The sequence below is a fragment of the Robertmurraya sp. DFI.2.37 genome, from assembly GCF_029211245.1.
Taxonomy (GTDB): Bacteria; Bacillota; Bacilli; order Bacillales; family Cytobacillaceae; genus Robertmurraya; species Robertmurraya methanolica_A.
This window is the reverse complement of sequence record NZ_JARGEJ010000026.1, coordinates 38,524-57,897: the sequence shown is the minus strand read 5'-3', so window position 1 is coordinate 57,897 and position 19,374 is coordinate 38,524. Positions and strand designations below refer to the sequence as shown.

Below are 19,374 nucleotides of genomic sequence, written 5' to 3'. Positions count from 1 at the left end.
ATGGTTTACTATAACAACTATCGATATCAGTGGGACTTAAAAAAGATGACCCCTATTCAATATAGGAATCATCTTCTAGTTGCTTAATCTCTTTTTTTATTGTGTCCTTGACATAGGTGCCAGTTTATATTAAGGGCCTCACTTTTTATTTTCGGTAAACAATCATCGCAGAAAAACAGTAAACTTGTTCCTGTTCTTCTTCATCCTCTGGAAATGCAGCAATATTGTATTTAATATCAAGTAGCTTTCTTTCATCCAATCGTTCCAAAAAACGATTCATTTCTCTTTCTAAATCTTTTTCATGCTCCTGATCAAATAACTTAACCTGGATCACCGTTCTTCTCTCCCAATCTTTTTTTATCCATTATTAACAGATTGGGAGGATTTTATAACGATTAGACGATCACTTCACCGCTCCATTCCAGCATTCCCCCGACCATATTCCTCACTTTATAGCCCTGCTCCTGTAAGTAGTAACATACATTTTCACTTCTTCTACCTGAACGGCAAATAAAAATATATTCCTTATCCTTATCAAGTTTATCTAAATGAAGGGGAATCTGTCCCATTGGGATATGTTTCGCTCCTTGAATCATTCCTTGTGCAACTTCCTCATCCTCTCTCACATCAATAAGAAGTAATTCTTCACCATTTTCAATTTTCTGTTCTAATTCTTCCGTTGTAATGGTCTTAATCGCTTCCATCACACAACACCTCACATTTATCACTATTTAAACAGTAAAAACATTTTATTATACTAATATAAATGAAAAAGGCTCTAGTTGTCATGCTATAGGTTTTTTGGGCTTATTATACATAGTGTTAATTCTAGCTCATTTTCTCTCTGCTTCGATGGAAGGGGGAAGCGGCTTGCATCGATATTTTTGAGCTTCTCTTAAAAGATTCCTTATCAAATTTAAAAACTGGTATTTTTTCATTATCCTTTATAGCTGTCGTTTATTGTTGCAACCACCAGTATTTCGTATTTGAAACAATGGATCTCACTCCTATTATCTGTATATGAATGAAATTTTAACGTAAATCCCTTTATTTTTCGATGGATAAAATATGTATTACTGTAACTTTATCAGTTTTGTACTCGTCGTATCTATTAAATCGTTTTACAGGAGGTTTTTCACAAATGAGGAAATGGGAAATCCTTTTCGCTATGCTTTTAATAATTCCGATATTAAATGGTTGTACAAGTTCGTCTACTCAAGATAAAAATAAAGAAATTGATAAAATTATTTTAACTTCTTTTTCAGATAGAAGCCACGAAGTCACCGTGAACAAGCCAGATCTACATAAACTCCAAGCATTTATAAACAATAAAAAGAAAATGGAGGGAATCATTAATATGACCGCTCCAGATTATATCGTATCTGCTATTTATAAGGACAATCGAGAGGATAAATATCATCTATGGGTAAGAAGTAAGGAAGAAACAAGTGCAATTTCTGAAATAGATAACACTGAATCTCTTTATACGCTCTCTTCAGAAGCTACACAAAAAATCCAAGAGCTAATGAAAGCAAATGAGAGCTAACCGAAAATGGTAGTTCTAAATGCGCAGGCACTTGCTTTTCTGAGGCAAGGCGGTGAGCATCCTCTGAGCAGCCGCTCCTGCCGGAGACTGATTGGCCGGAAGCAATGCCTAAAGCTCTTCGAACCGGTCAATAAATACCAAGTCGAATAACACTCCCTTTCAATTTTCCTGTAAAGTTTCAGGAGGAGTTTTTCAATTTTTCCTCCTTTATGGGATTTTACATCCACCCTTTTTCTTTAGCCACAGCAATGGCCTCAATTCTATTTTTAACGTTTAACTTATTAATTGCTTCAGAAATATAGTTTCTTACGGTGCCAGAAGACAAGTACAGCTCCTGCGATATTTCCTTTGCTGTCTTTCCCTCTGCCACTAATCTTAATACTTCTTTTTCTCTTTCTGTTAGTGGATTATCTCCCTGTAAGCTTCCGAATACCAACTCTGGCGCATATTCTCTTTTTCCCTTCATCACATTTCGAATCGCTTCCGCCAATTCATCACTGGAGCCATCCTTTAATACTAGCCATGAACTCCTGCATTTACGGCTCTTTTAAAATAGCCTGGCCGGGCAAAGGTCGTGAGGATAATGATTTTACTAGGAGAACCTATTCTCATCAAATCCTCAGCCACCTCTAGTCCGGATTTAATCGGCATTTCTATATCGAGAAGACAGACATCTGGTTCCAGATTGATAACAGTGTTATAAGCTTCCTCCCCATTTCCGACTTCTTCTATTACTTCGATGTCATCTTCCATATTTAAAAGAGAACCTAATGCACCTCTTAACATCCGCTGATCTTCAGCTATAATAATGCGAATCATGATACATCTTCAGCCTCCCTTTCCTTGATAATAATCGGGACTGTTATTTCCAGTCTTGTTCCATGTTTAGATGTTAATTGTAGGGATCCATCAATAAGCTCTAACCGTTCTTCCATTCCTTTTAAGCCATTTCCTAACCTAGTAGGATCCGAAATCCCCTCACCATCATCTTCGATTGCGATCACAACTTCCCCTTCAAGAGAGCAAATGGATACATGACAATTTTTTGCTCCACTATGTTTAACCACATTGGTAACCGCTTCTTTTAAGCACAAGCTTAAAATATTTTGGGTCAAGTATGGGATATCGCTTAAATCTGAATCACCATTTAAATGAAAGGCAATGCCTGCTGTTTGGAGCAATGCTTGGACTTCTATAATTTCTTCCGCCACCGTAATGGTTCTCATATCTGATACAAGTTCGCGGACTTGAGATAATGCAGATCTAGCCGTTCTTTCCATCTCCTGCGCCTCTTTATGCGCTCTTTCCGGGTCCTTAACTGCCAGCTTACCGACAAGCTGGCTTTTTAGAGCCAACAACGATAATGTATGTCCAAGGGTATCATGAAGATCACGGGCAATTCTCATTCTTTCCTCACGCTTTACAAGTTCTTTAATTTGTTCGTTTGCTTCATCCAATTTTCTTTCAAGCTCCATCCTGCTGATCATGGAGCGGATTCCAAATGGCGCCACAAGCATAATAATAATAAAAGGGGTAAAATAAAAAATGCTCCTCTCAAAGTCATGCGCTTCCATATGAATGAGAAATGGCAAAATAATCGTACCTGCAAGAAACATCAACATATAAAAAAATATTTTTTTCCGTTGATACCAGCCAATAAAATGGGCAGAAAAAAAGCCAAGGAATACATTATTTACGTTATAAAAAAGAGAGAGAATCAAAATAATCCCAATTTGCATGAAGAGCCAAAAACTAAACATGTTTTTGGCTTCACTTGACATATAAAGCTGTCGGTACGTGAAAAGAAAAAGAAATAGCAATACGTATCCAAGGATTTGTTTCAAGCCGCTCTCCTGACTCACATAATAGCCTGGCATTAATAAATACACTAAAAAAATATATGGAAACAGACCATACTGTCTAGGAAAGAGCGCAAATCTTTTTTTCTCACTCATAAAAGCTTACACCGCCGCTTCTTGTTTTCTCCTGATATAGCTTGATAATACCATGAAAATGATGAGGTATCCGATTAAAACGAGGACATTCGAAACGTCTGGCCCATTTCCACGGACAATTTGCCATGCCCCATTTCCAAAATTATAGGAAGGGAGCCAATGGGCCATTTTTTGAACGATTGTTGGCATAATTTCCAACGGCATCCACATCCCTCCGGATAAAGCTAATAATAAATAAACAAGATTGCTAACACCTGAAACGGTGTCGACCCGTTTCATAGTCCCAAATAATACGCCCAGAGCTAAAAAAGGAGCAGATGCAAGTAAAATCCATAGCCCACTCAATAACCATTCTAGAGGTGATAAGGAAACACGATTTATAAGACCTCCTGCCGTAAAAATAACGATAATCGAGAGAATATGAATAACCGTTTGACCAACCATTTTTGCGAAAAAATAAGCGTTATTTGAAATCGGGGTAATTCTCATAAACAATGACCAGCCTTGCGTTCTCTCCTCGACAAGTCGAACCCCGAGCGTCATAATAGCGGACCCCATTACACTAAATGCCGTCATAGACATTAAATAATGGGCTTGCCATTCCTGATCATTGTCGAATGCATGATTAAAAATTCTTGTGAAAATAACATAAAAGACAATCGGCATAAGGAGAGACCAAAAAACATAATAGGGATTTCGCAAAATCTTGATTATTTCCATTCTACACTGCATCAATAACCCTTTCATTTATATGGCCTCCTTATTTTTCGTTAATTGCTCAAACGCTTCATCTAGTCTTCCCTTTTCTACCTCAATCCCTTTGACTCCGAGCCTTTTTTCAAATAAATAAGCAAGTACGTCATCCGTTTGCTCGGTTACAATAAAGACGCGATTTTCCTTTATATAAACATCAGAAACGATCGCTAAGCTTCTAATTTCATCTAGCGGTACTGCACCATTCTCAAAAAAGGAAACAGACTGCTTCGTAAGCTTATTTTTTATCGCATGTGGAGTTCCATCTGCGACAACCTTTCCCTTATGGAAAAGGAGAATTCTCTCTGCAACATCATCTGCCTCCTGCAAATAATGAGTCGTGAAGATAATTGTTTTCCCTTTTTCTTTTAATGCTTTAACAGTATCCCAAAATCGTTTTCGGGCAGTAATATCCATTCCAACCGTTGGCTCATCAAAAAATAATAAATCTGGATCACCAGCAAGTGCTAGTGCAAAGCCCAGCCTTCTTTTTTGCCCACCTGAAAGCTTATCAGCCCTTTTTTTCATTTCTTCTTTTTTCAGACCTGTTAATGCCACAAGCTCATCAAAATCCATCGGCGCTGCATAATAGCTCCTAAATAATTGAATGATCTCTTTCACCGTTAAGGTATCAATGACGCTTACTTCCTGAAGCATAGCTCCAATCTTTTCACGCACGGCCTTTTCCTTTGGGTCCATTCGAAAAATTTCAAGTTTCCCCTCTGTTGGCTCTAACAATCCTAACATCATGAGGATGGTCGTCGATTTCCCAGCACCATTTGGACCTAAAATAGCGACAACTTCGCCTCTCTGAATCGAGCAGGAAAGTTCATCAACAGCTATTTTATCTTTAAACTTCTTTGTTGCTTTTTCAATTGAAACCACTTCTTCCACCTTATCCACCTCCATCGTTTCTATATTTAGTATAACGACGGGACAAGCGTTGAGATTAGTGGATTGTGTCATCAATATGTGATGACATTTGTCATAATCGTTCCTTTTCCATAAGCCAAGTTTGCAAACCAAACGCGCAGGGCAGCTTCGGAACAAGCAGAGAGCAGATAGTTCCTGCGATGTTCATTCTAAAAGCTTTCCTTCGTACTCATCGTTGTATCAACTTAAAAGGGCTGTTCTTTCGATATAGGAAACCTACAGCGCTAACACCTCCGGTTGACTTATCGTAGATTGTAAAAATCCAAATATCAATTTTTACTGGAACCAGAAGTTTGTTAGGCTTGGAGGTTGTTCCGGTCCAATCGGATCTCTGTTCGGACTTTTCCACCAGTCCCTTGCTCATTCCAGTCCAACCGCACGAATTTCATACAAAAAAACTCCCCATTAAATAGCCAGATTACCTATTAATCTGGCTACTTAATAAGGAGCATATCAAAAGTTCATTCGGCCCTTTTATTTAATTTGCAACAATGTTCACTAGTTTACCTGGTACAGCAATTACTTTCCGTACAGTTTTGCCGTCAATTTGTTCTTTTACCTTTACATCTCCCATCGCAATTTCTTCAAGCGCCTCTCTGTTTGCATCAGCCGGTACCATTAGCTTCGCTTTCACCTTACCGTTAATTTGCACGACAATCTCAACCTCATCATCTACAAGCTTAGCCTCATCATACGCTGGCCATGCTTCATACGTAATCGTTCCATCATGTCCTAGCTTTTCCCATAGCTCTTCTGCTATATGCGGAGCTATCGGGGCTAACATCTTTACAAAGCCTTCCACATAGCGGATTGGCAATACATCCACTTTATAAGCTTCATTAATGAATACCATGAGCTGAGAAATCGCCGTATTAAAACGCAAGCCCTCAAAATCCTCTGTTACTTTTTTGACTGTTTGGTGATATACCTTTTCTAATTGAATGTCTTCACTATCCTTCACCTTCGGACTTAACGTACCATCCTCTTCAACGAACAGACGCCAAATTCGATCTAAGAAGCGACGAGAACCATCTAAGCCATTTGTTGACCAGGCGATCGATGCATCAAGTGGTCCCATGAACATCTCATACAAACGCAGGGTATCCGCTCCGTGACTAACAATGATATCATCAGGATTTACGACATTTCCTTTTGACTTACTCATTTTTTCATTGCCTTCTCCAAGGATCATCCCTTGATTGAATAGCTTTTGGAATGGCTCTTTCGTCGTAACAACGCCGATGTCATAAAGGAATTTATGCCAAAAACGGGCATATAGTAAATGAAGCACCGCGTGCTCTGCTCCCCCAATATAAATATCCACTGGCAACCATTCTGCTAATTTTTCTTTATCCGCGATTGCCTTATCATTATTTGGATCAATATAGCGTAAGAAATACCAGCAGCTCCCTGCCCATTGCGGCATTGTATTTGTCTCTCTACGACCTTTTTTCCCTGTTACTGGATCGACAACATTGACCCAGTCTTCAATGTTCGCTAACGGAGATTCTCCCGTTCCAGAAGGCTTAATCTCCTTTGTAACAGGAAGAATCAATGGAAGTTCTTCCTCAGGAACAGCTGTCATCGTTCCATCTTCCCAATGAATAATTGGGATTGGTTCACCCCAGTAGCGTTGACGGCTAAACAACCAATCGCGAAGACGATAAGTAACTTTCTTAGTTCCGATCCCTTTTTCTTCAAGCCAATCAATCATTTTTGCAATAGCTTCTTCTTTACCCATGCCATTTAAGAATCCAGAATTCACATGCTCTCCATCACCTGTATACGCTTCTTTCGAAACATCCCCGCCAGCAACAACTTCACGGATTGGCAAAGCAAACTTTTGTGCAAATTCAAAGTCTCTTTCATCATGCGCAGGAACAGCCATAATTGCACCTGTACCGTAGCTGACAAGAACATAATCGGCAATCCAAATTGGCATTTTTTCATTATTGACTGGATTAATGGCATATGCACCAGTAAATACACCTGTTTTCTCTTTTGCTAAATCGGTACGCTCTAAGTCACTTTTGGTTTTAACCTGCTCTAAATACGCGGCTACTGCCTCTTTTTGTTCAAAGGTCGTGATTTTTTCAACAAGGTCATGTTCAGGAGCCAATACAGCATAGCTTGCTCCGAACAACGTATCTGGGCGTGTTGTAAAGACGGTAAACGTTTCATCATGTCCATCAATCGCAAATGTCACTTCCGCACCTTCAGAGCGTCCAATCCAGTTCCGCTGCATTTCCTTAAGGCTTTCCGGCCAATCCAACTCCTCTAAATCCTCAAGAAGACGATCAGCATAAGCTGTAATTTTTAACATCCATTGCTTCATTGGACGACGTTCAACCGGATGCCCACCGCGTTCACTTTTACCATCAATAACCTCTTCATTCGCAAGCACTGTTCCAAGCGCAGGACACCAGTTAACTGCTACCTCATCGATATATGCTAAGCCTTTTTCATATAGCTTTAGAAAGATCCATTGCGTCCACTTATAGTAGTTCGGATCTGTTGTGTTAATTTCTCTATCCCAATCATAGGAAAATCCCAGTGCCTTAATTTGGCGTTTAAATGTTTCGATATTATGCTTTGTAAACTCTGCTGGGTCATTTCCTGTGTCTAACGCGTATTGCTCAGCAGGAAGACCAAAAGCATCCCATCCCATTGGATGAAGAACGTTATAGCCTTGCGCACGCTTCATTCTTGAAAGGATGTCTGTTGCTGTATAGCCTTCAGGGTGCCCTACATGAAGCCCTGCACCTGACGGGTATGGGAACATATCAAGAGCATAAAATTTTCTTTTCCCTTTATTCTCACTTGTTTTATATGTTTTATTTTTTTCCCAGTAGCTTTGCCACTTTTTTTCAATTTCCTGATGATTAAAACTCATCTTTCTTTCCTCCTAATAAAAATATAGTGTGAATATGTAGATGATTATTGCGATATTTTTTTTGGCGCTCTTTTCAATAATATTGCTGCTTTTTGAATTAGCTAGCAGCGTATAATAGCAGACCGCATATAAATGGGTTAAAAAGCTCTATTTAAACATAACATAGCAACATGGATAGCGAAAACATAATAAAAAACCCCTCATCCCAAAAGGGACGAGAGGATTATCATTAATCTCCCGCGGTACCACCCACATTAGTGACAAAGTCACTCGCTCATCCATCCTTAACGCGGTTAACGGCAAACGCTACTTATTTTCACGCTTGCGACTCAAAGGCGAGTTCGTGATGGTCCCGGTTGACTTTCACCCACCGTCAACTCTCTATATACGGGTAAACATCATTACTATTCCTTATCCCAGTCATTACTTTTATAAATGGTTTTGTTAAAACTGAAAAAACTTCTGATTCTACGTGTGAAAAATCAATACCGTCATTTAACAAAAACCGTATAGATACAAACATTGTATAAAATTTCCGAACGAGTTGCAAGTTGTTAAAATGGCGAAAAAGTAATAACTAGTGTATGTTCATCTTCTTAAAATGTACTCCCTCATATTCCGATTTTACCATCTTTTTTAGAAAGATATACATGGTGATTTAATGACTTACTTCCGAAACAACCTTTTGCTCAGACTTCATTGCCAATTTCCGATCGTAGAAAATCGTTGTGAAGATGGCAATCACAAATAAGAAAATCAAAACGGTAAACAGCATCGACATCCCATATAAATCAACCAACAGGCCTCCGAGAATAGGTCCAATCATTCTTCCGCCAGTTGCTGTACTGTTGACAATCCCTTGATAAAAGCCTTCTCTTCCTTTCGGAGCAAGCTTATCAGCAATCGTTGGCACTGCTGGCCAAACAAGCATTTCTCCCACTGTTAAAATAATCATCGCAGTTAAAAAGCCAGAAAATGCCTCTGCCTTTGCTGCAATGAAAAAAGAAATAATAAAGATCAACATTCCGATAACAATTTGTGACTTAACATTTTTTTCAATTGCTTTTATTCTCAGTGCTCTATTTAAAAATGGCTGCCCTAACACAATTAACGCACCGTTAATTGTCCACAAAAAACTGTATTGCTTTAATGATATATTTAATTGCTGTGTATAAGTGGAGATTGTCGCCTGCCACTGTACATAGCCTACCCAACAGAGAAGGTAGCCGATACATAAAATCAGCAGTGCATATAATTTTGTATAATCTTTAACAGGTTTTGGTTCTAATCGTGCCGCTGATTGCAGATTGGCTGTCGTTTGAATCGTACGATACCCCATTGAAGCAATAGCTAAAAAGATAACATACATCAATGTGTTTGCAATGAAAATAAATTGAAACGAATAAGAAGCAACAATTCCGCCCAATGAGGCACCGATCGCCACTCCGAGATTTTGCGCGACATATATGGCATTAAAGGCTCTTCTGCCCCCTTCTTTCCAAACAGAGCCAGCCATTGCATACATGGATGGAAAAATGATTCCCGAACCAAAACCAGCTATCGTGAGAAAGATGACATAAGGCAAGAAGCTATGCCAAAAAGACAAGCCTGTAAATGAAACAACGGTAATGGTAATCCCTAAAAGAATAGACTTATATCCGCCAATTTTGTCAAAAAGAAAACCGCCAAACAAGTTCCCGATTACGGTTGCCCCTGCATTTAACATCAAAACTATTCCTGAGATAGACAAGGTCTTGCCAAGATGCTCATGAATATAAATCGCATTTAAAGGCCATAAAAAAGAAGAACCTGTAACATTTACCGCCATTCCAATAATTAAAAGCCAAAGACTTCGTGGCATGCCAATCGCTCCTTTCCCTGTTCCCTTTTTATATTTGTAAACAGCGCCTAAATAGCGCAAAACTTCGAGTTCCAAAATATTATATTATTCCTTTTTTGCCTTCAGTGCAATGATTTAATTTATTCAGTTTTTTCTTATAAAACGAATTTTTTCTAGACCATAAAAAAGAACGGTCTAAAAGCGAATTCGTTTTTAGACCGTTCTTTTTTATTGGAAAACGAGCCGATTACTCTTGATGAAATTTTGATTTAATCGGCTGTCCTCCTGATTTTTCATACGTCTTTTTAGCTTTTTTTACCTGATCAAAATCTTGTCCAAGCTCTAAATCTTGATTGTTAATGCCATTTCGTGTTTTTTGCTCAGGATTGTTTTGTTTTGAGCGTTTCTTCACTTTTGAACCTCTCCTTAATGCTCATGTAAGATCAAATTATTTTGCACTTGCTGTAATTGCAGTCTCATCCGATGGAGCTGTTCGCGCTGTTGTCCATTTGCACTGAGAGCCATTTTCGCCAAATCATTATACGCCGTTTCAATTTGTTGCATCGCCTCTGTAAATTCTGTTTCATTATCATGTTCCTGTCTTGTATGATCCTGATATTGTTCATGAGCGTTGCGTATCGCATCCTCGCACTGCTGAAGAAGGTCTTCGATTGATTGACGAGTAGCCATCCTATAAAACCTCCCACTCATTTCATTTAACGAAGCATAAAAGCTTCTTTTTTAGTTTGTTCACCCCATCTTCTCCTTACCCGTTTTTTACTATAGAAATAAACTCCATTATGAAAATTCCTTATTTCATGTTAAAATTTTTCTTATGCTTAATAGAAGTGCGAAGCTTGCTTCATTAAAAACTTGAGCGCTCACGTTACAAATTCACTATTCATTTGGTTTGTTCTGTGGCGAAAGGTTTATATTTTTTTCGAAAATAAAGGAGGGTACTGATTTGAATCAGACAAAGCCTTTTCCATATGCATTAGATGATAAACGTTATCATACATGGAATTACCATTTACGCCAGCAATTTGGCCATAAAGTATTTAAGGTAGCATTAGATGGAGGGTTTGATTGCCCGAATCGAGATGGCACCGTTGCCCATGGAGGATGCACCTTCTGCAGTGCAGCAGGCTCAGGAGATTTTGCTGGAAACCGAGCGGATGATCTTGAAGTACAATTCAATGAAATTAAAGAAAAAATGCATGAAAAATGGAAGGATGGCAAATATATGGCCTACTTCCAAGCCTATACAAACACTCACGCTCCAGTAGCAGAATTAAGAAAGAAATACGAGCGTGTCCTCGCACAAGAGGGGGTTGTTGGTCTGTCGATTGCGACTCGTCCAGACTGCTTGCCCGACGATGTTGTTGAATATTTGGCAGAGCTTCATGAAAGAACGTATCTTTGGGTTGAACTTGGCCTGCAAACTGTACATGAAAGAACAGCCTTATTAATTAATCGTGCCCATGATTATGAATGTTATGTAAAAGGGGTTGAAAAACTTCGTAAGCATGGCATTCGTGTATGCTCCCATATCATCAATGGACTACCGTTAGAATCATACGACATGATGATGGAGACAGCACAGGAAGTAGCTAAGCTTGATGTACAGGGGATAAAAATTCACCTGCTCCATTTATTAAAAGGGACACCTATGGTTAAGCAATATGAAAAGGGAATGCTTGAATTCCTTTCTCAAGAAGATTACGTAAAGCTCGTATGTGATCAGCTAGAAATTTTACCTCCTGAAATGATTGTTCATCGCATCACGGGAGATGGCCCCATCGATTTAATGGTTGGTCCGATGTGGAGTGTCAATAAATGGGAGGTTCTTAATTCAATCGATGCCGAGCTAAAACGCCGCAATAGCTGGCAAGGAAAGTATTGGGAGGCAAAATAATGAAGCTTCAAGGGATATTGCCTTTTGCAAGAACATTATTAACAAATGCAGTCGGTCCGGGAGATATCGCGATCGATGCGACCGTTGGAAATGGTCATGATACCGTATTTTTAGCGAATCTCGTTGGAGAAAATGGACATGTTTTTGGCTTTGATATACAGGAAGCGGCGATTGCTAACACGATGACGCGCTTACAGGAGCATGGACTTAGCCATCAAGTGACATTATTTCACAAGGGACATGAAAAAATAGCAGAATCTATTCAAGCAAGCATGCATGGGCAAATCAAAGGAGCTATTTTTAATTTAGGCTACTTACCTGGTGGAAATAAGGCAATAGTGACGCAGCCCAATACGACAATAGCAGCGATTGAGCAATTGCTGGAAATCCTTGCTCAAGAAGGGATCCTTGTGCTTGTCATTTACCATGGTCATCCAGAAGGTGTAGTAGAAAAAGAAGAACTACTTTCATACGTGAAACAGCTCGAACAAAAAAAGGCTCATGTTCTCCAGTACCAATTTATTAATCAAGAAAATGCCCCGCCATTTATCATCGCAATAGAAAAAAGATAAGAATGCGTAATTGTGATAAAATGACAAAGACCGACTCAAATTTATGAGTCGGTCTTCACTTTTAATGAAGGAATCCATTTTTGCACTTTGCGGTAAAGGCGTCCGTTCACATAAAAGAAAAAACTCACTAATCCGCTGCTTTTAATCATCTCTCTGGCCAGCAACTTGACCGATTTCTGCCTGCGAACTTTTTCATCGGACAAATAAATTCCAAGTAAGCCTCTATTAATGAGGCGATGAAATTGTTTATTCGGAAGTCCATCAGTATGCTTGTCCGCTTCCTCGACAAAATGCTTTAAGCGATCGAATAAACTTTCTTCATTTTGATAATAAAAACAAAAATTCAAATCGCCACCAAGGCGATCTTCTTCTTGATCAATAAAATAATCCAATAGAATATGCAAACCTTGTATATATGGAAAATAGCCATTTTTAATTTTCTCAGCGTCTTCTTTATTAAAATCAGTGCTCATCCCATGAGAAACTAAAGAAAAAATCCCAAGCGTTGAACCGGAGCATGCCGAAAACTCGTACCATTCCATTTCAGGGATTTGATTCTTATGGCGCTTAAACCATTTTTGCAATCGGGGAATCCGTTCTTCAACCTTAACATGCTTATGTATTTGCAAGTCGCAGTAATAGCCACAAAGCTCGAGTAAATAGTCTTTAATATCACCATAAGCGGCGACATTATTCAAAACATGCTGACATGTTTGCGATAATTCCTCTAAATACCCTCCATCATCAAATTCCTTTCGAAATCGATAATACTTTCGTTGCTCCGCCCCAACTGTTAAAGCCACTTCCATGGATTCATGCAAAGCAGAAAAATCATCAGGATTCAATGAAGTACTTCGATCGCATAAATTATCTAAATAATCGCTAATCGTTTGATAGGCAACAATAAATTTAATCGCTTCCTTATACCTCTCCCCAGCCATAATCGCTAAGATCGAACCACCTTCACAGTGGAAGGTTTTCCCTTCAATGCTGGCCAATGCCTGTTTCCTCAATTCCGGATCAGGAATTTCTTCTGCACGTTTCTTCCAATAAGCAAGCTCAACATGTGCTGTTGGTAAAATATGGCGATATACTTTTGACATTAAACTAAGCGGTTCTGACGGTATCATAAACATCCTCCGTTAAATAATGTAACCAATTGCTTTCAATTGACTATATACAAAATCCTTTGCATATTCAAATACTTCATCCCTTTCAGGATCATTGAAAATTTCATGATAGCACTTTGGCCATTCCTTAAAGCGTTTCTCTGACAATGGTGCATAATTAAACCATTCTTTAACAGCGAGCTTATTGACGATTTTATCATCGCCGCCCTGCATCACAAGGAGAGGAACATCATGTGTTTTTTCTATTTCTTCAAAAGCAAGCTTAATCGAACTGTCTAATTCGCGAAACCATCTTACCGACACCTTATCAATATATAACGTATCGTTTCGGTCAACATCTTGAACTTCCCTATTTCTGGTTGCGATTTTGACGGTAATACCAGGATCCACCCGCAACTCAGGGGCAACAACGTTTAAAATATGGGTTAAGCCGTTTAACAGCTTTCCGGGCTTCTTCACTAAGCCGAGGCAAGGAGATGATAAAATAACACCCGCCAAGTCTAGCTTCACCTCTTGAAGCAAACGGATCGTTATTAATCCCCCCATACTGTGCCCCAGGAGAAAGACAGGCAAATCGAATTGATAAGCCGTCCTCACCCAGTCCTTAACCTCTGCTATATACTCCTCAAAAGAATCAATATGCCCTCTTCTAGACCTTGTTGTGAGACCATGTCCAGGCAAATCGCCCATGATGACTTGAAAGCCTTCTTTACGCCACATTTCAATTAACCATCCATAGCGGCGATGATGCTCCAGCGCACCATGAACGATGACTATGACTCCTTTTGCTTCCCCGTCTGGTTCCCATTTCCACATGAATATTCCTCCTACAAAGCCCTTATCAAACAGTTCTTCCATTTATTTAAATTGGTTATAGACCTACAACCTTAGTCAAATCGGTTCATTCTATTCAACCTGATGGTAAAAAAGAATCGAAATTATAGTTCATTTTAACACAAAAAAGGCGAAACCTCAGAGTTTTTACCACCGCCTCTGATTAATTCACACTTTTTACACAAAAATTAGGTACAATGGGAGTAAAACCTCTTAAGGAGAGAATGCTCATGATTTATCCATTTCATCACACATCTCCCAAAATTTCAGCTAGCGCCTTTATTGCTGACTACGTCACAATCACTGGAGATGTGATAATTGGTGACGAAGCAAGCATCTGGTTTAATACAGTTATTAGAGGAGATGTTGCTCCTACAATCATCGGCAAAAGAGTAAACGTACAGGACAACTGCGTCCTTCACCAAAGCCCGAACAACCCATTAATTCTTGAAGACGAGGTTACCGTCGGGCATCAAGTGATTTTACATAGCTGCATTCTTCGCAAAAATTCATTGATTGGAATGGGATCCATTATTTTAGACAATGCAGAAATTGGTGAGGGTGCTTTTATTGGAGCTGGAAGCCTTGTGCCACAAGGAAAAAAAATCCCGCCTAATACACTAGCGTTCGGAAGACCTGCTAAAGTAATTAGAGATCTTACGCTAGATGATATTAAAGATATGCAAAGAATAACAAGAGAATACGCTGAGAAAGGGCAATATTATAAAAAATTGCAGCAAAACAAATAAAAACATTTTTTGGAGACGACATTTATTCAATGCGTCTCTTTTTTTATTCATGACCATATTGCTGATAAAATCGATGCTAATTCATTAGCTGCGAGGCTTTGGCATTTATAAGAGGTAAACCAAATATATAATAAATTTTTCACAAAAAAGAAAATTATCTTTGTCTTTTTGACTATTATACTTGTCAAAAGGACAAAGATAATTTACTATGTATACGAGGTGATACGATGAAAACTCGACTCAAAGAATTGCGAGCTAGAGATGGACTAAACCAAACGGAGCTGGCAAAAAAAGCAAGAATCTCTCGACAAACAGTCAGTCTAATTGAAAGGAATGAATATATGCCATCATTATTGATTGCAATAAGAATCGCCAAAGTATTTCAAGAACCAATAGAGAATGTTTTTATTTTTAGCGAGGAGGAGCTATCATGAAAATCTTAGTTATTTACATCATCATCTTTTTATTTGCACTCAATGATTTAATTTCTCATTTTAACGAAAGAGCGCTTGATGCAAATCTTTTAATGCTAGTAAATATAGCGATACTTCTTTTTTTAATCATAGCTAGGTTTCAATTCTATAAAATTATCCGTGGCAGTCAACAACAAGTGGAAAAAGATAAAGAAGATTCCCACTATATTGCTTTAGAGAGAAAAGCATATACGAGCACTTCTTTTATTCAAATGGCACTTTCTCTCTCCTTTATCGGACTGCTTATTGGCTTTTTACTACTTCGAGAGACAGCACCAAGTGTGCCTTTTTGGAGCTTTGCTTTAATGATTATTTCTGTTTTTAATTTTTTTCCTAATCCTCAGCTTATGAAGATCACAAATCCAAACTTTCAATTCCCTAATCCGCAGTCCAATCATTATAATCAAGAAGTAATTGACCAATTTGATGACGGTGAAAAATATGTCATCTTAAAAAGCTTGCTTAAAGTATATTCATTTTTAATTTGGGGCCTTGTTATTTTAGCATCCGGTCTCATGTACTATTCTATTTTTAGCGGAAACTCTCAATTAATAAGTATAATCGGCATCGGCATTTTACTCATTCTTATACAAATAAGCTACACGACTAGCCTAAAGCCAAATAAACTGAAATAATTTTGGAAAGCATCCTCAAAGAAATCATCATGAAAATCCAATACAAAATATGGAAACAATGATACACTTAGATTATGTAGATTCACGCTGTAAACAAAACTACTTGGTCAACTACCGGGTAAGATTTGCTTAAAAAAGGAGGAGCTTGATTGTATTTATATCATATGACTATTCAAAATGAGTTCGGAGAAAATATAAGTTCGGAAAAGGTTTTAAAAGAAGGATTAACGCATCGAACCGCAACAAGATGGTATTCAAGGGGTGCTAATTTCTTTCCAGAATTAACGGAGCGTTGCAGACCAACGAATTTACCAAAATGGATTGATTTTAAAGTAGCCTTCGGTGCAGATTTGGAGCCATATGAAAAACCGTATTATCGTTTTCCTATGTTTAGTGATAAGATCTTAGTTTTTAACTTCGATATATCAAGCGAATTATTTGCTTATCTTGAGGATAAATATGATGGGGGTAACGGGGCCCTTGTTGAGGGATTACCATCAAAGGAGGAGTTAATGAAACAGTATTGGAAAAGTATGATGACTCTGTCTGACTATTTAAAGCACAAACCTTTTAATAAGCCTGAACTTTATATTTTTGAACAGGTTCCTGCAAAATTAATTGACTATATTGAGTAATATCAGCTTTAAACTTTGACAGAGTGATAATAAAACTGCAGACAATCTTGAATATCGAGTTTGTCTGCAGTCTGATAGGAACTAAAGAGAATTCTGCCCCCTCTTTTTAACCCTTTAATGCCTGCTCACGCAAAGCATCAGCTTTATCCGTACGCTCCCACGGAAGGTCGATGTCTGTACGACCAAAATGCCCGTAAGCAGCTGTTTGCTTGTAAATCGGACGGCGTAAATCCAACATCTTAATGATGCCAGCAGGACGTAAATCGAAGTTATGGCGAACTACTTCGACTAAAATATTTTCGTCTACTTTCCCTGTTCCAAATGTATCGACAGCGATAGACACTGGTTGTGCGACACCAATCGCATAAGCTAGCTGTACTTCTACCTTATCAGCTAGCCCCGCAGCAACGATATTTTTCGCTACGTAACGGGCAGCATAGGCTGCAGAGCGATCCACTTTTGTCGGATCTTTACCAGAGAATGCACCGCCGCCATGACGAGCATAACCACCATAAGTATCTACAATAATTTTACGACCTGTTAAGCCTGCATCCCCTTGAGGACCCCCGATGACAAATCGTCCAGTAGGATTGATAAAATACTTTGTATTCTCATCAATTAATTCACTAGGAACAACCGGACTGATCACATGCTCTTTAATATTGCGCTGAATTTGTTCAAGGGTAATTTCAGGGTGATGCTGTGTTGAAATGACAATGGTATCAATGCGGACCGGCTTGTTGTTTTTATCATATTCAACGGTCACTTGTGTTTTTCCATCCGGTCGAAGATAAGGAAGAATCTCTTCTTTCCGAACTTCTGTTAGACGGCGAGATAATTTATGCGCAAGTGAAATCGGAAGCGGCATAAGTTCCTTTGTTTCATTACAAGCAAACCCAAACATTAATCCTTGGTCACCTGCACCAATTGCTTCAATTTCTTCATCCGTCATACTGCCTTCACGTGCTTCCAAAGCTTGATCAACACCCATAGCAATATCGGGGGATTGTTCATCAATCGAAGTTAATACTGCACAAGTTTCAGAATCGAATCCGTATTTGGCTCGATTATATCCAATCTCTTTGATCGTTTCACGGACAATCTTTGGAATATCTACATATGTAGAAGTAGTAATTTCTCCTGCCACTAAAACAAGTCCTGTATTGACAGAAGTTTCAGCAGCAACACGAGCATTAGCATCTTTTGCTAAGATCGCATCCAATATTGCGTCAGAAATTTGGTCACAAATTTTATCTGGGTGACCTTCAGTAACTGACTCAGAAGTAAACAAACGCGCGTTTCTTGACATCTGACTTCCTCCTCATCTATAAGTACGAGGGCTTTCCCCCACGCTGATACGGAACTCATTCCCTATGTAGTATGAAATAAACATGGAGTTTTTATGATGATTTTCAAGAATTCATAAAAAGGGTTGAAGAACTCATTTCATATTATGTTGAGAACAAATAATCGTTCTGCCATCTTGAAACTCATTCAATTGTTTACAATATTGAAAAGTACAAGGTGCCTTCACCACAAATCTAATGCAGCTTATCTTTCTAAGGAGCTCTCCTTGCTGCCCATCACCGGCAAACTTAAAGAACTCTTAGTTTTGTTAGATGATAAACCACTTGCACTAAACACAAAAAAACCTTTCCTAAGAAGAGGAAAGGAGTATGTAAACAATTCTCGCCTTTCACTCTTATCGTTCAAGGACTTTATCCTTGCTTCAGGTTAGCACCATTGCTATCAAAGCTTTCAAGGATTCCAACAGAATCTTGAACTTAATAACCGGTTGCTGGGTTTCATAGGGCCTGTCCCTCCACCTACTCGGGATAAGAGAGTATCCGTTCAAGTGTAGATCATAACGAACGAGTGCATATGTGTCAACAGCTATGGAATAATTCTTTTAATTTTTTCATTTTCATGGCGAAAGATTCACTATAAGGAGCAACTTCCATCATCACATTTTTGCTTGAAAAATAAATGCCGATTTCGGGCAATCCACCTGTAAATAGGATCTCCTATGAAATGCAGAAAAGGCAAATATAATATACTTGCAAAGATAAATGTATAAGGGCTAATGAGCAAAATTCTTCTTACAGCTTTATATCCCTTAAGCACCCGTTGATTTGGAAGAAGAATATGAAGCTCACTTCTTAATTCCTTTGCTGTAAATCTAGCATCCTTTTGAACTTCCTCAAACTCTTGTAAAGAAAGCCAAGTAACTTTTTTAAATAAATCTATTTTTTGTAATATAGTCTTTGTTCTCAAGCATAACGCACAATTTCCATCATATAATGCCACAATTTCCAACTTTCCCATTCCCTTCCTGTTAAAGAATGAATATATTATGATCATCGTATTGCTAAAAGAACTCTAGTAATTTTCCTTAACCATTGAAACTTTTTGGATATTCAGTGGCATTTTCCACGAATTAGTATAGACTAATGAGATAAATGTGTTATACTAATCGTATTATGATATCGCTTTCGAGAAATACATTTTTAA

The 19,374-nt window shown here is 38.4% G+C and carries 21 protein-coding genes, 1 pseudogene, 1 riboswitch and 1 other annotated feature; of the genes and pseudogenes, 8 read left to right on the top strand and 14 right to left on the bottom strand.

Translation table 11 applies throughout. From position 1 onward, the window contains the following. On the top strand, positions 1-87 hold an 87-nt coding region (locus PZE06_RS14735), incomplete at its 5' end, for an IS3 family transposase (protein WP_275791656.1). 58 nt (positions 88-145) lie between these two features. On the opposite strand, the gene PZE06_RS14730 is transcribed toward PZE06_RS14735, so the two are convergent. Both PZE06_RS14730 and PZE06_RS14725 read right to left on the bottom strand, forming a co-directional pair. After that, complete coding sequence (locus PZE06_RS14730) at positions 146-334, bottom strand: sporulation protein Cse60 (RefSeq protein ID WP_150916809.1); 189 nt, start codon at positions 332-334, stop codon at positions 146-148. 61 nt (positions 335-395) lie between these two features. Next, positions 396-704 (bottom strand): rhodanese-like domain-containing protein, encoded by a 309-nt coding sequence (locus PZE06_RS14725; protein ID WP_150916811.1) that lies wholly within the window; start codon positions 702-704, stop codon positions 396-398. Positions 705-1,141: 437 nt separating this feature from the next. On the opposite strand from PZE06_RS14725, the gene PZE06_RS14720 reads away from it, so the two are divergent. Further along, positions 1,142-1,546 (top strand): YhfM domain-containing protein, encoded by a 405-nt coding sequence (locus tag PZE06_RS14720; protein WP_150916813.1) that lies wholly within the window; start codon positions 1,142-1,144, stop codon positions 1,544-1,546. 217 nt (positions 1,547-1,763) lie between these two features. Here the strand turns inward: PZE06_RS14720 and PZE06_RS14715 are convergent. The 8 genes and pseudogenes from PZE06_RS14715 to PZE06_RS14680 form a co-directional block, all read right to left on the bottom strand. Next, a pseudogene (locus tag PZE06_RS14715) lies at positions 1,764-2,365 on the bottom strand (response regulator transcription factor). After that, positions 2,362-3,501, bottom strand: coding sequence for a sensor histidine kinase (locus PZE06_RS14710; protein WP_150916817.1), 1,140 nt, complete (start codon positions 3,499-3,501; stop codon positions 2,362-2,364). Before PZE06_RS14710 ends, PZE06_RS14715 begins: the two are co-directional and overlap by 4 nt. Positions 3,502-3,507: 6 nt before the next feature. Then, on the bottom strand, positions 3,508-4,248 hold the full coding sequence (locus PZE06_RS14705; protein ID WP_150916819.1) for an ABC transporter permease: 741 nt from the start codon (positions 4,246-4,248) through the stop codon (positions 3,508-3,510). Then, entirely contained in the window at positions 4,249-5,148 is a 900-nt protein-coding gene (locus tag PZE06_RS14700; RefSeq protein WP_150916821.1) for an ABC transporter ATP-binding protein, read from the bottom strand. It abuts the gene before it with no gap. A gap of 517 nt (positions 5,149-5,665) precedes the next feature. Beyond that, complete coding sequence (gene leuS / locus PZE06_RS14695; protein ID WP_150916823.1) at positions 5,666-8,080, bottom strand: leucine--tRNA ligase; 2,415 nt, start codon at positions 8,078-8,080, stop codon at positions 5,666-5,668. Positions 8,081-8,287: 207 nt separating this feature from the next. Next, positions 8,288-8,507, bottom strand: a binding site (T-box leader). Positions 8,508-8,738: 231 nt separating this feature from the next. Then, positions 8,739-9,941: an MDR family MFS transporter gene (locus tag PZE06_RS14690; RefSeq protein WP_150916825.1), complete on the bottom strand. Its 1,203-nt coding sequence runs from the start codon at positions 9,939-9,941 to the stop codon at positions 8,739-8,741. A 226-nt stretch (positions 9,942-10,167) separates the two neighbouring features. Continuing rightward, positions 10,168-10,332: a glycogen biosynthesis protein GlgD gene (locus PZE06_RS14685; protein ID WP_150916827.1), complete on the bottom strand. Its 165-nt coding sequence runs from the start codon at positions 10,330-10,332 to the stop codon at positions 10,168-10,170. A 14-nt stretch (positions 10,333-10,346) separates the two neighbouring features. Beyond that, on the bottom strand, positions 10,347-10,610 hold the full coding sequence (locus tag PZE06_RS14680) for a YtzC family protein (RefSeq protein WP_150916829.1): 264 nt from the start codon (positions 10,608-10,610) through the stop codon (positions 10,347-10,349). Positions 10,611-10,884: 274 nt separating this feature from the next. Here PZE06_RS14680 and mnmL point away from each other — a divergent pair, with 274 nt between their 5' ends. Together mnmL and mnmM are read left to right on the top strand one after the other, a co-directional pair. Beyond that, positions 10,885-11,835 (top strand): tRNA modification radical SAM protein MnmL/YtqA, encoded by a 951-nt coding sequence (mnmL, locus tag PZE06_RS14675; protein WP_150916831.1) that lies wholly within the window; start codon positions 10,885-10,887, stop codon positions 11,833-11,835. Beyond that, entirely contained in the window at positions 11,835-12,407 is a 573-nt protein-coding gene (gene mnmM, locus PZE06_RS14670; RefSeq protein WP_150916833.1) for a tRNA 5-(aminomethyl)-2-thiouridylate-methyltransferase MnmM, read from the top strand. Before mnmL ends, mnmM begins: the two co-directional genes overlap by 1 nt. 41 nt (positions 12,408-12,448) lie before the next feature. Here the strand turns inward: mnmM and PZE06_RS14665 are convergent, their stop codons facing one another. After that, positions 12,449-13,537 carry a tetraprenyl-beta-curcumene synthase family protein gene (locus tag PZE06_RS14665; RefSeq protein WP_150916835.1) on the bottom strand — a complete coding sequence of 363 codons (1,089 nt, stop codon included), beginning with the start codon at positions 13,535-13,537 and terminating at the stop codon, positions 12,449-12,451. A gap of 12 nt (positions 13,538-13,549) precedes the next feature. Beyond that, complete coding sequence (locus tag PZE06_RS14660) at positions 13,550-14,353, bottom strand: alpha/beta hydrolase (RefSeq protein WP_095312688.1); 804 nt, start codon at positions 14,351-14,353, stop codon at positions 13,550-13,552. Positions 14,354-14,601: 248 nt separating this feature from the next. On the opposite strand from PZE06_RS14660, the gene PZE06_RS14655 reads away from it, so the two are divergent. The 4 genes from PZE06_RS14655 to PZE06_RS14640 all read left to right on the top strand — a co-directional run bounded on the left by PZE06_RS14655 (position 14,602) and on the right by PZE06_RS14640 (position 16,863). Further along, a complete protein-coding gene (locus PZE06_RS14655) occupies positions 14,602-15,120 on the top strand; it encodes a gamma carbonic anhydrase (protein WP_150916837.1) in 519 nt (172 codons plus the stop codon). A gap of 227 nt (positions 15,121-15,347) precedes the next feature. Further along, positions 15,348-15,554: a helix-turn-helix transcriptional regulator gene (locus tag PZE06_RS14650; RefSeq protein WP_137744759.1), complete on the top strand. Its 207-nt coding sequence runs from the start codon at positions 15,348-15,350 to the stop codon at positions 15,552-15,554. Next, on the top strand, positions 15,551-16,228 hold the full coding sequence (locus PZE06_RS14645) for a DUF3169 family protein (protein WP_150916839.1): 678 nt from the start codon (positions 15,551-15,553) through the stop codon (positions 16,226-16,228). The genes PZE06_RS14650 and PZE06_RS14645 overlap by 4 nt, the downstream gene beginning before the upstream one ends. Positions 16,229-16,377: 149 nt before the next feature. Next, positions 16,378-16,863, top strand: a complete 486-nt coding sequence (locus PZE06_RS14640) for a hypothetical protein (protein WP_150916841.1) — start codon at positions 16,378-16,380, stop codon at positions 16,861-16,863. A 106-nt stretch (positions 16,864-16,969) separates the two neighbouring features. On the opposite strand, the gene metK is transcribed toward PZE06_RS14640, so the two are convergent. Together metK and PZE06_RS14630 are read right to left on the bottom strand one after the other, a co-directional pair. Further along, positions 16,970-18,172, bottom strand: coding sequence for a methionine adenosyltransferase (gene metK, locus PZE06_RS14635; RefSeq protein ID WP_150916843.1), 1,203 nt, complete (start codon positions 18,170-18,172; stop codon positions 16,970-16,972). Positions 18,173-18,562: 390 nt separating this feature from the next. Further along, a riboswitch (SAM riboswitch) is annotated at positions 18,563-18,705 on the bottom strand. 99 nt (positions 18,706-18,804) lie between these two features. Further along, positions 18,805-19,188: a thiol-disulfide oxidoreductase DCC family protein gene (locus tag PZE06_RS14630; protein ID WP_225310701.1), complete on the bottom strand. Its 384-nt coding sequence runs from the start codon at positions 19,186-19,188 to the stop codon at positions 18,805-18,807. Positions 19,189-19,374 lie beyond the last annotated feature (186 nt).

What these genes read in the sequence shown, in the direction of transcription:
- metK (WP_150916843.1), bottom strand. Translation starts at nt 18,172, where the DNA reads ATGTCAAGAAACGCGCGTTTGTTTACTTCTGAGTCAGTTACTGAAGGT.
- leuS (WP_150916823.1), bottom strand. Translation starts at nt 8,080, where the DNA reads ATGAGTTTTAATCATCAGGAAATTGAAAAAAAGTGGCAAAGCTACTGG.
- PZE06_RS14630 (WP_225310701.1), bottom strand. Translation starts at nt 19,188, where the DNA reads ATGGGAAAGTTGGAAATTGTGGCATTATATGATGGAAATTGTGCGTTA.
- PZE06_RS14660 (WP_095312688.1), bottom strand. Translation starts at nt 14,353, where the DNA reads ATGTGGAAATGGGAACCAGACGGGGAAGCAAAAGGAGTCATAGTCATC.
- PZE06_RS14720 (WP_150916813.1), top strand. Translation starts at nt 1,142, where the DNA reads ATGAGGAAATGGGAAATCCTTTTCGCTATGCTTTTAATAATTCCGATA.
- PZE06_RS14725 (WP_150916811.1), bottom strand. Translation starts at nt 704, where the DNA reads ATGGAAGCGATTAAGACCATTACAACGGAAGAATTAGAACAGAAAATT.
- PZE06_RS14680 (WP_150916829.1), bottom strand. Translation starts at nt 10,610, where the DNA reads ATGGCTACTCGTCAATCAATCGAAGACCTTCTTCAGCAGTGCGAGGAT.
- PZE06_RS14710 (WP_150916817.1), bottom strand. Translation starts at nt 3,501, where the DNA reads ATGAGTGAGAAAAAAAGATTTGCGCTCTTTCCTAGACAGTATGGTCTG.
- PZE06_RS14645 (WP_150916839.1), top strand. Translation starts at nt 15,551, where the DNA reads ATGAAAATCTTAGTTATTTACATCATCATCTTTTTATTTGCACTCAAT.
- PZE06_RS14655 (WP_150916837.1), top strand. Translation starts at nt 14,602, where the DNA reads ATGATTTATCCATTTCATCACACATCTCCCAAAATTTCAGCTAGCGCC.
- PZE06_RS14665 (WP_150916835.1), bottom strand. Translation starts at nt 13,537, where the DNA reads ATGATACCGTCAGAACCGCTTAGTTTAATGTCAAAAGTATATCGCCAT.
- PZE06_RS14705 (WP_150916819.1), bottom strand. Translation starts at nt 4,248, where the DNA reads ATGAAAGGGTTATTGATGCAGTGTAGAATGGAAATAATCAAGATTTTG.
- mnmM (WP_150916833.1), top strand. Translation starts at nt 11,835, where the DNA reads ATGAAGCTTCAAGGGATATTGCCTTTTGCAAGAACATTATTAACAAAT.
- PZE06_RS14650 (WP_137744759.1), top strand. Translation starts at nt 15,348, where the DNA reads ATGAAAACTCGACTCAAAGAATTGCGAGCTAGAGATGGACTAAACCAA.
- PZE06_RS14690 (WP_150916825.1), bottom strand. Translation starts at nt 9,941, where the DNA reads ATGCCACGAAGTCTTTGGCTTTTAATTATTGGAATGGCGGTAAATGTT.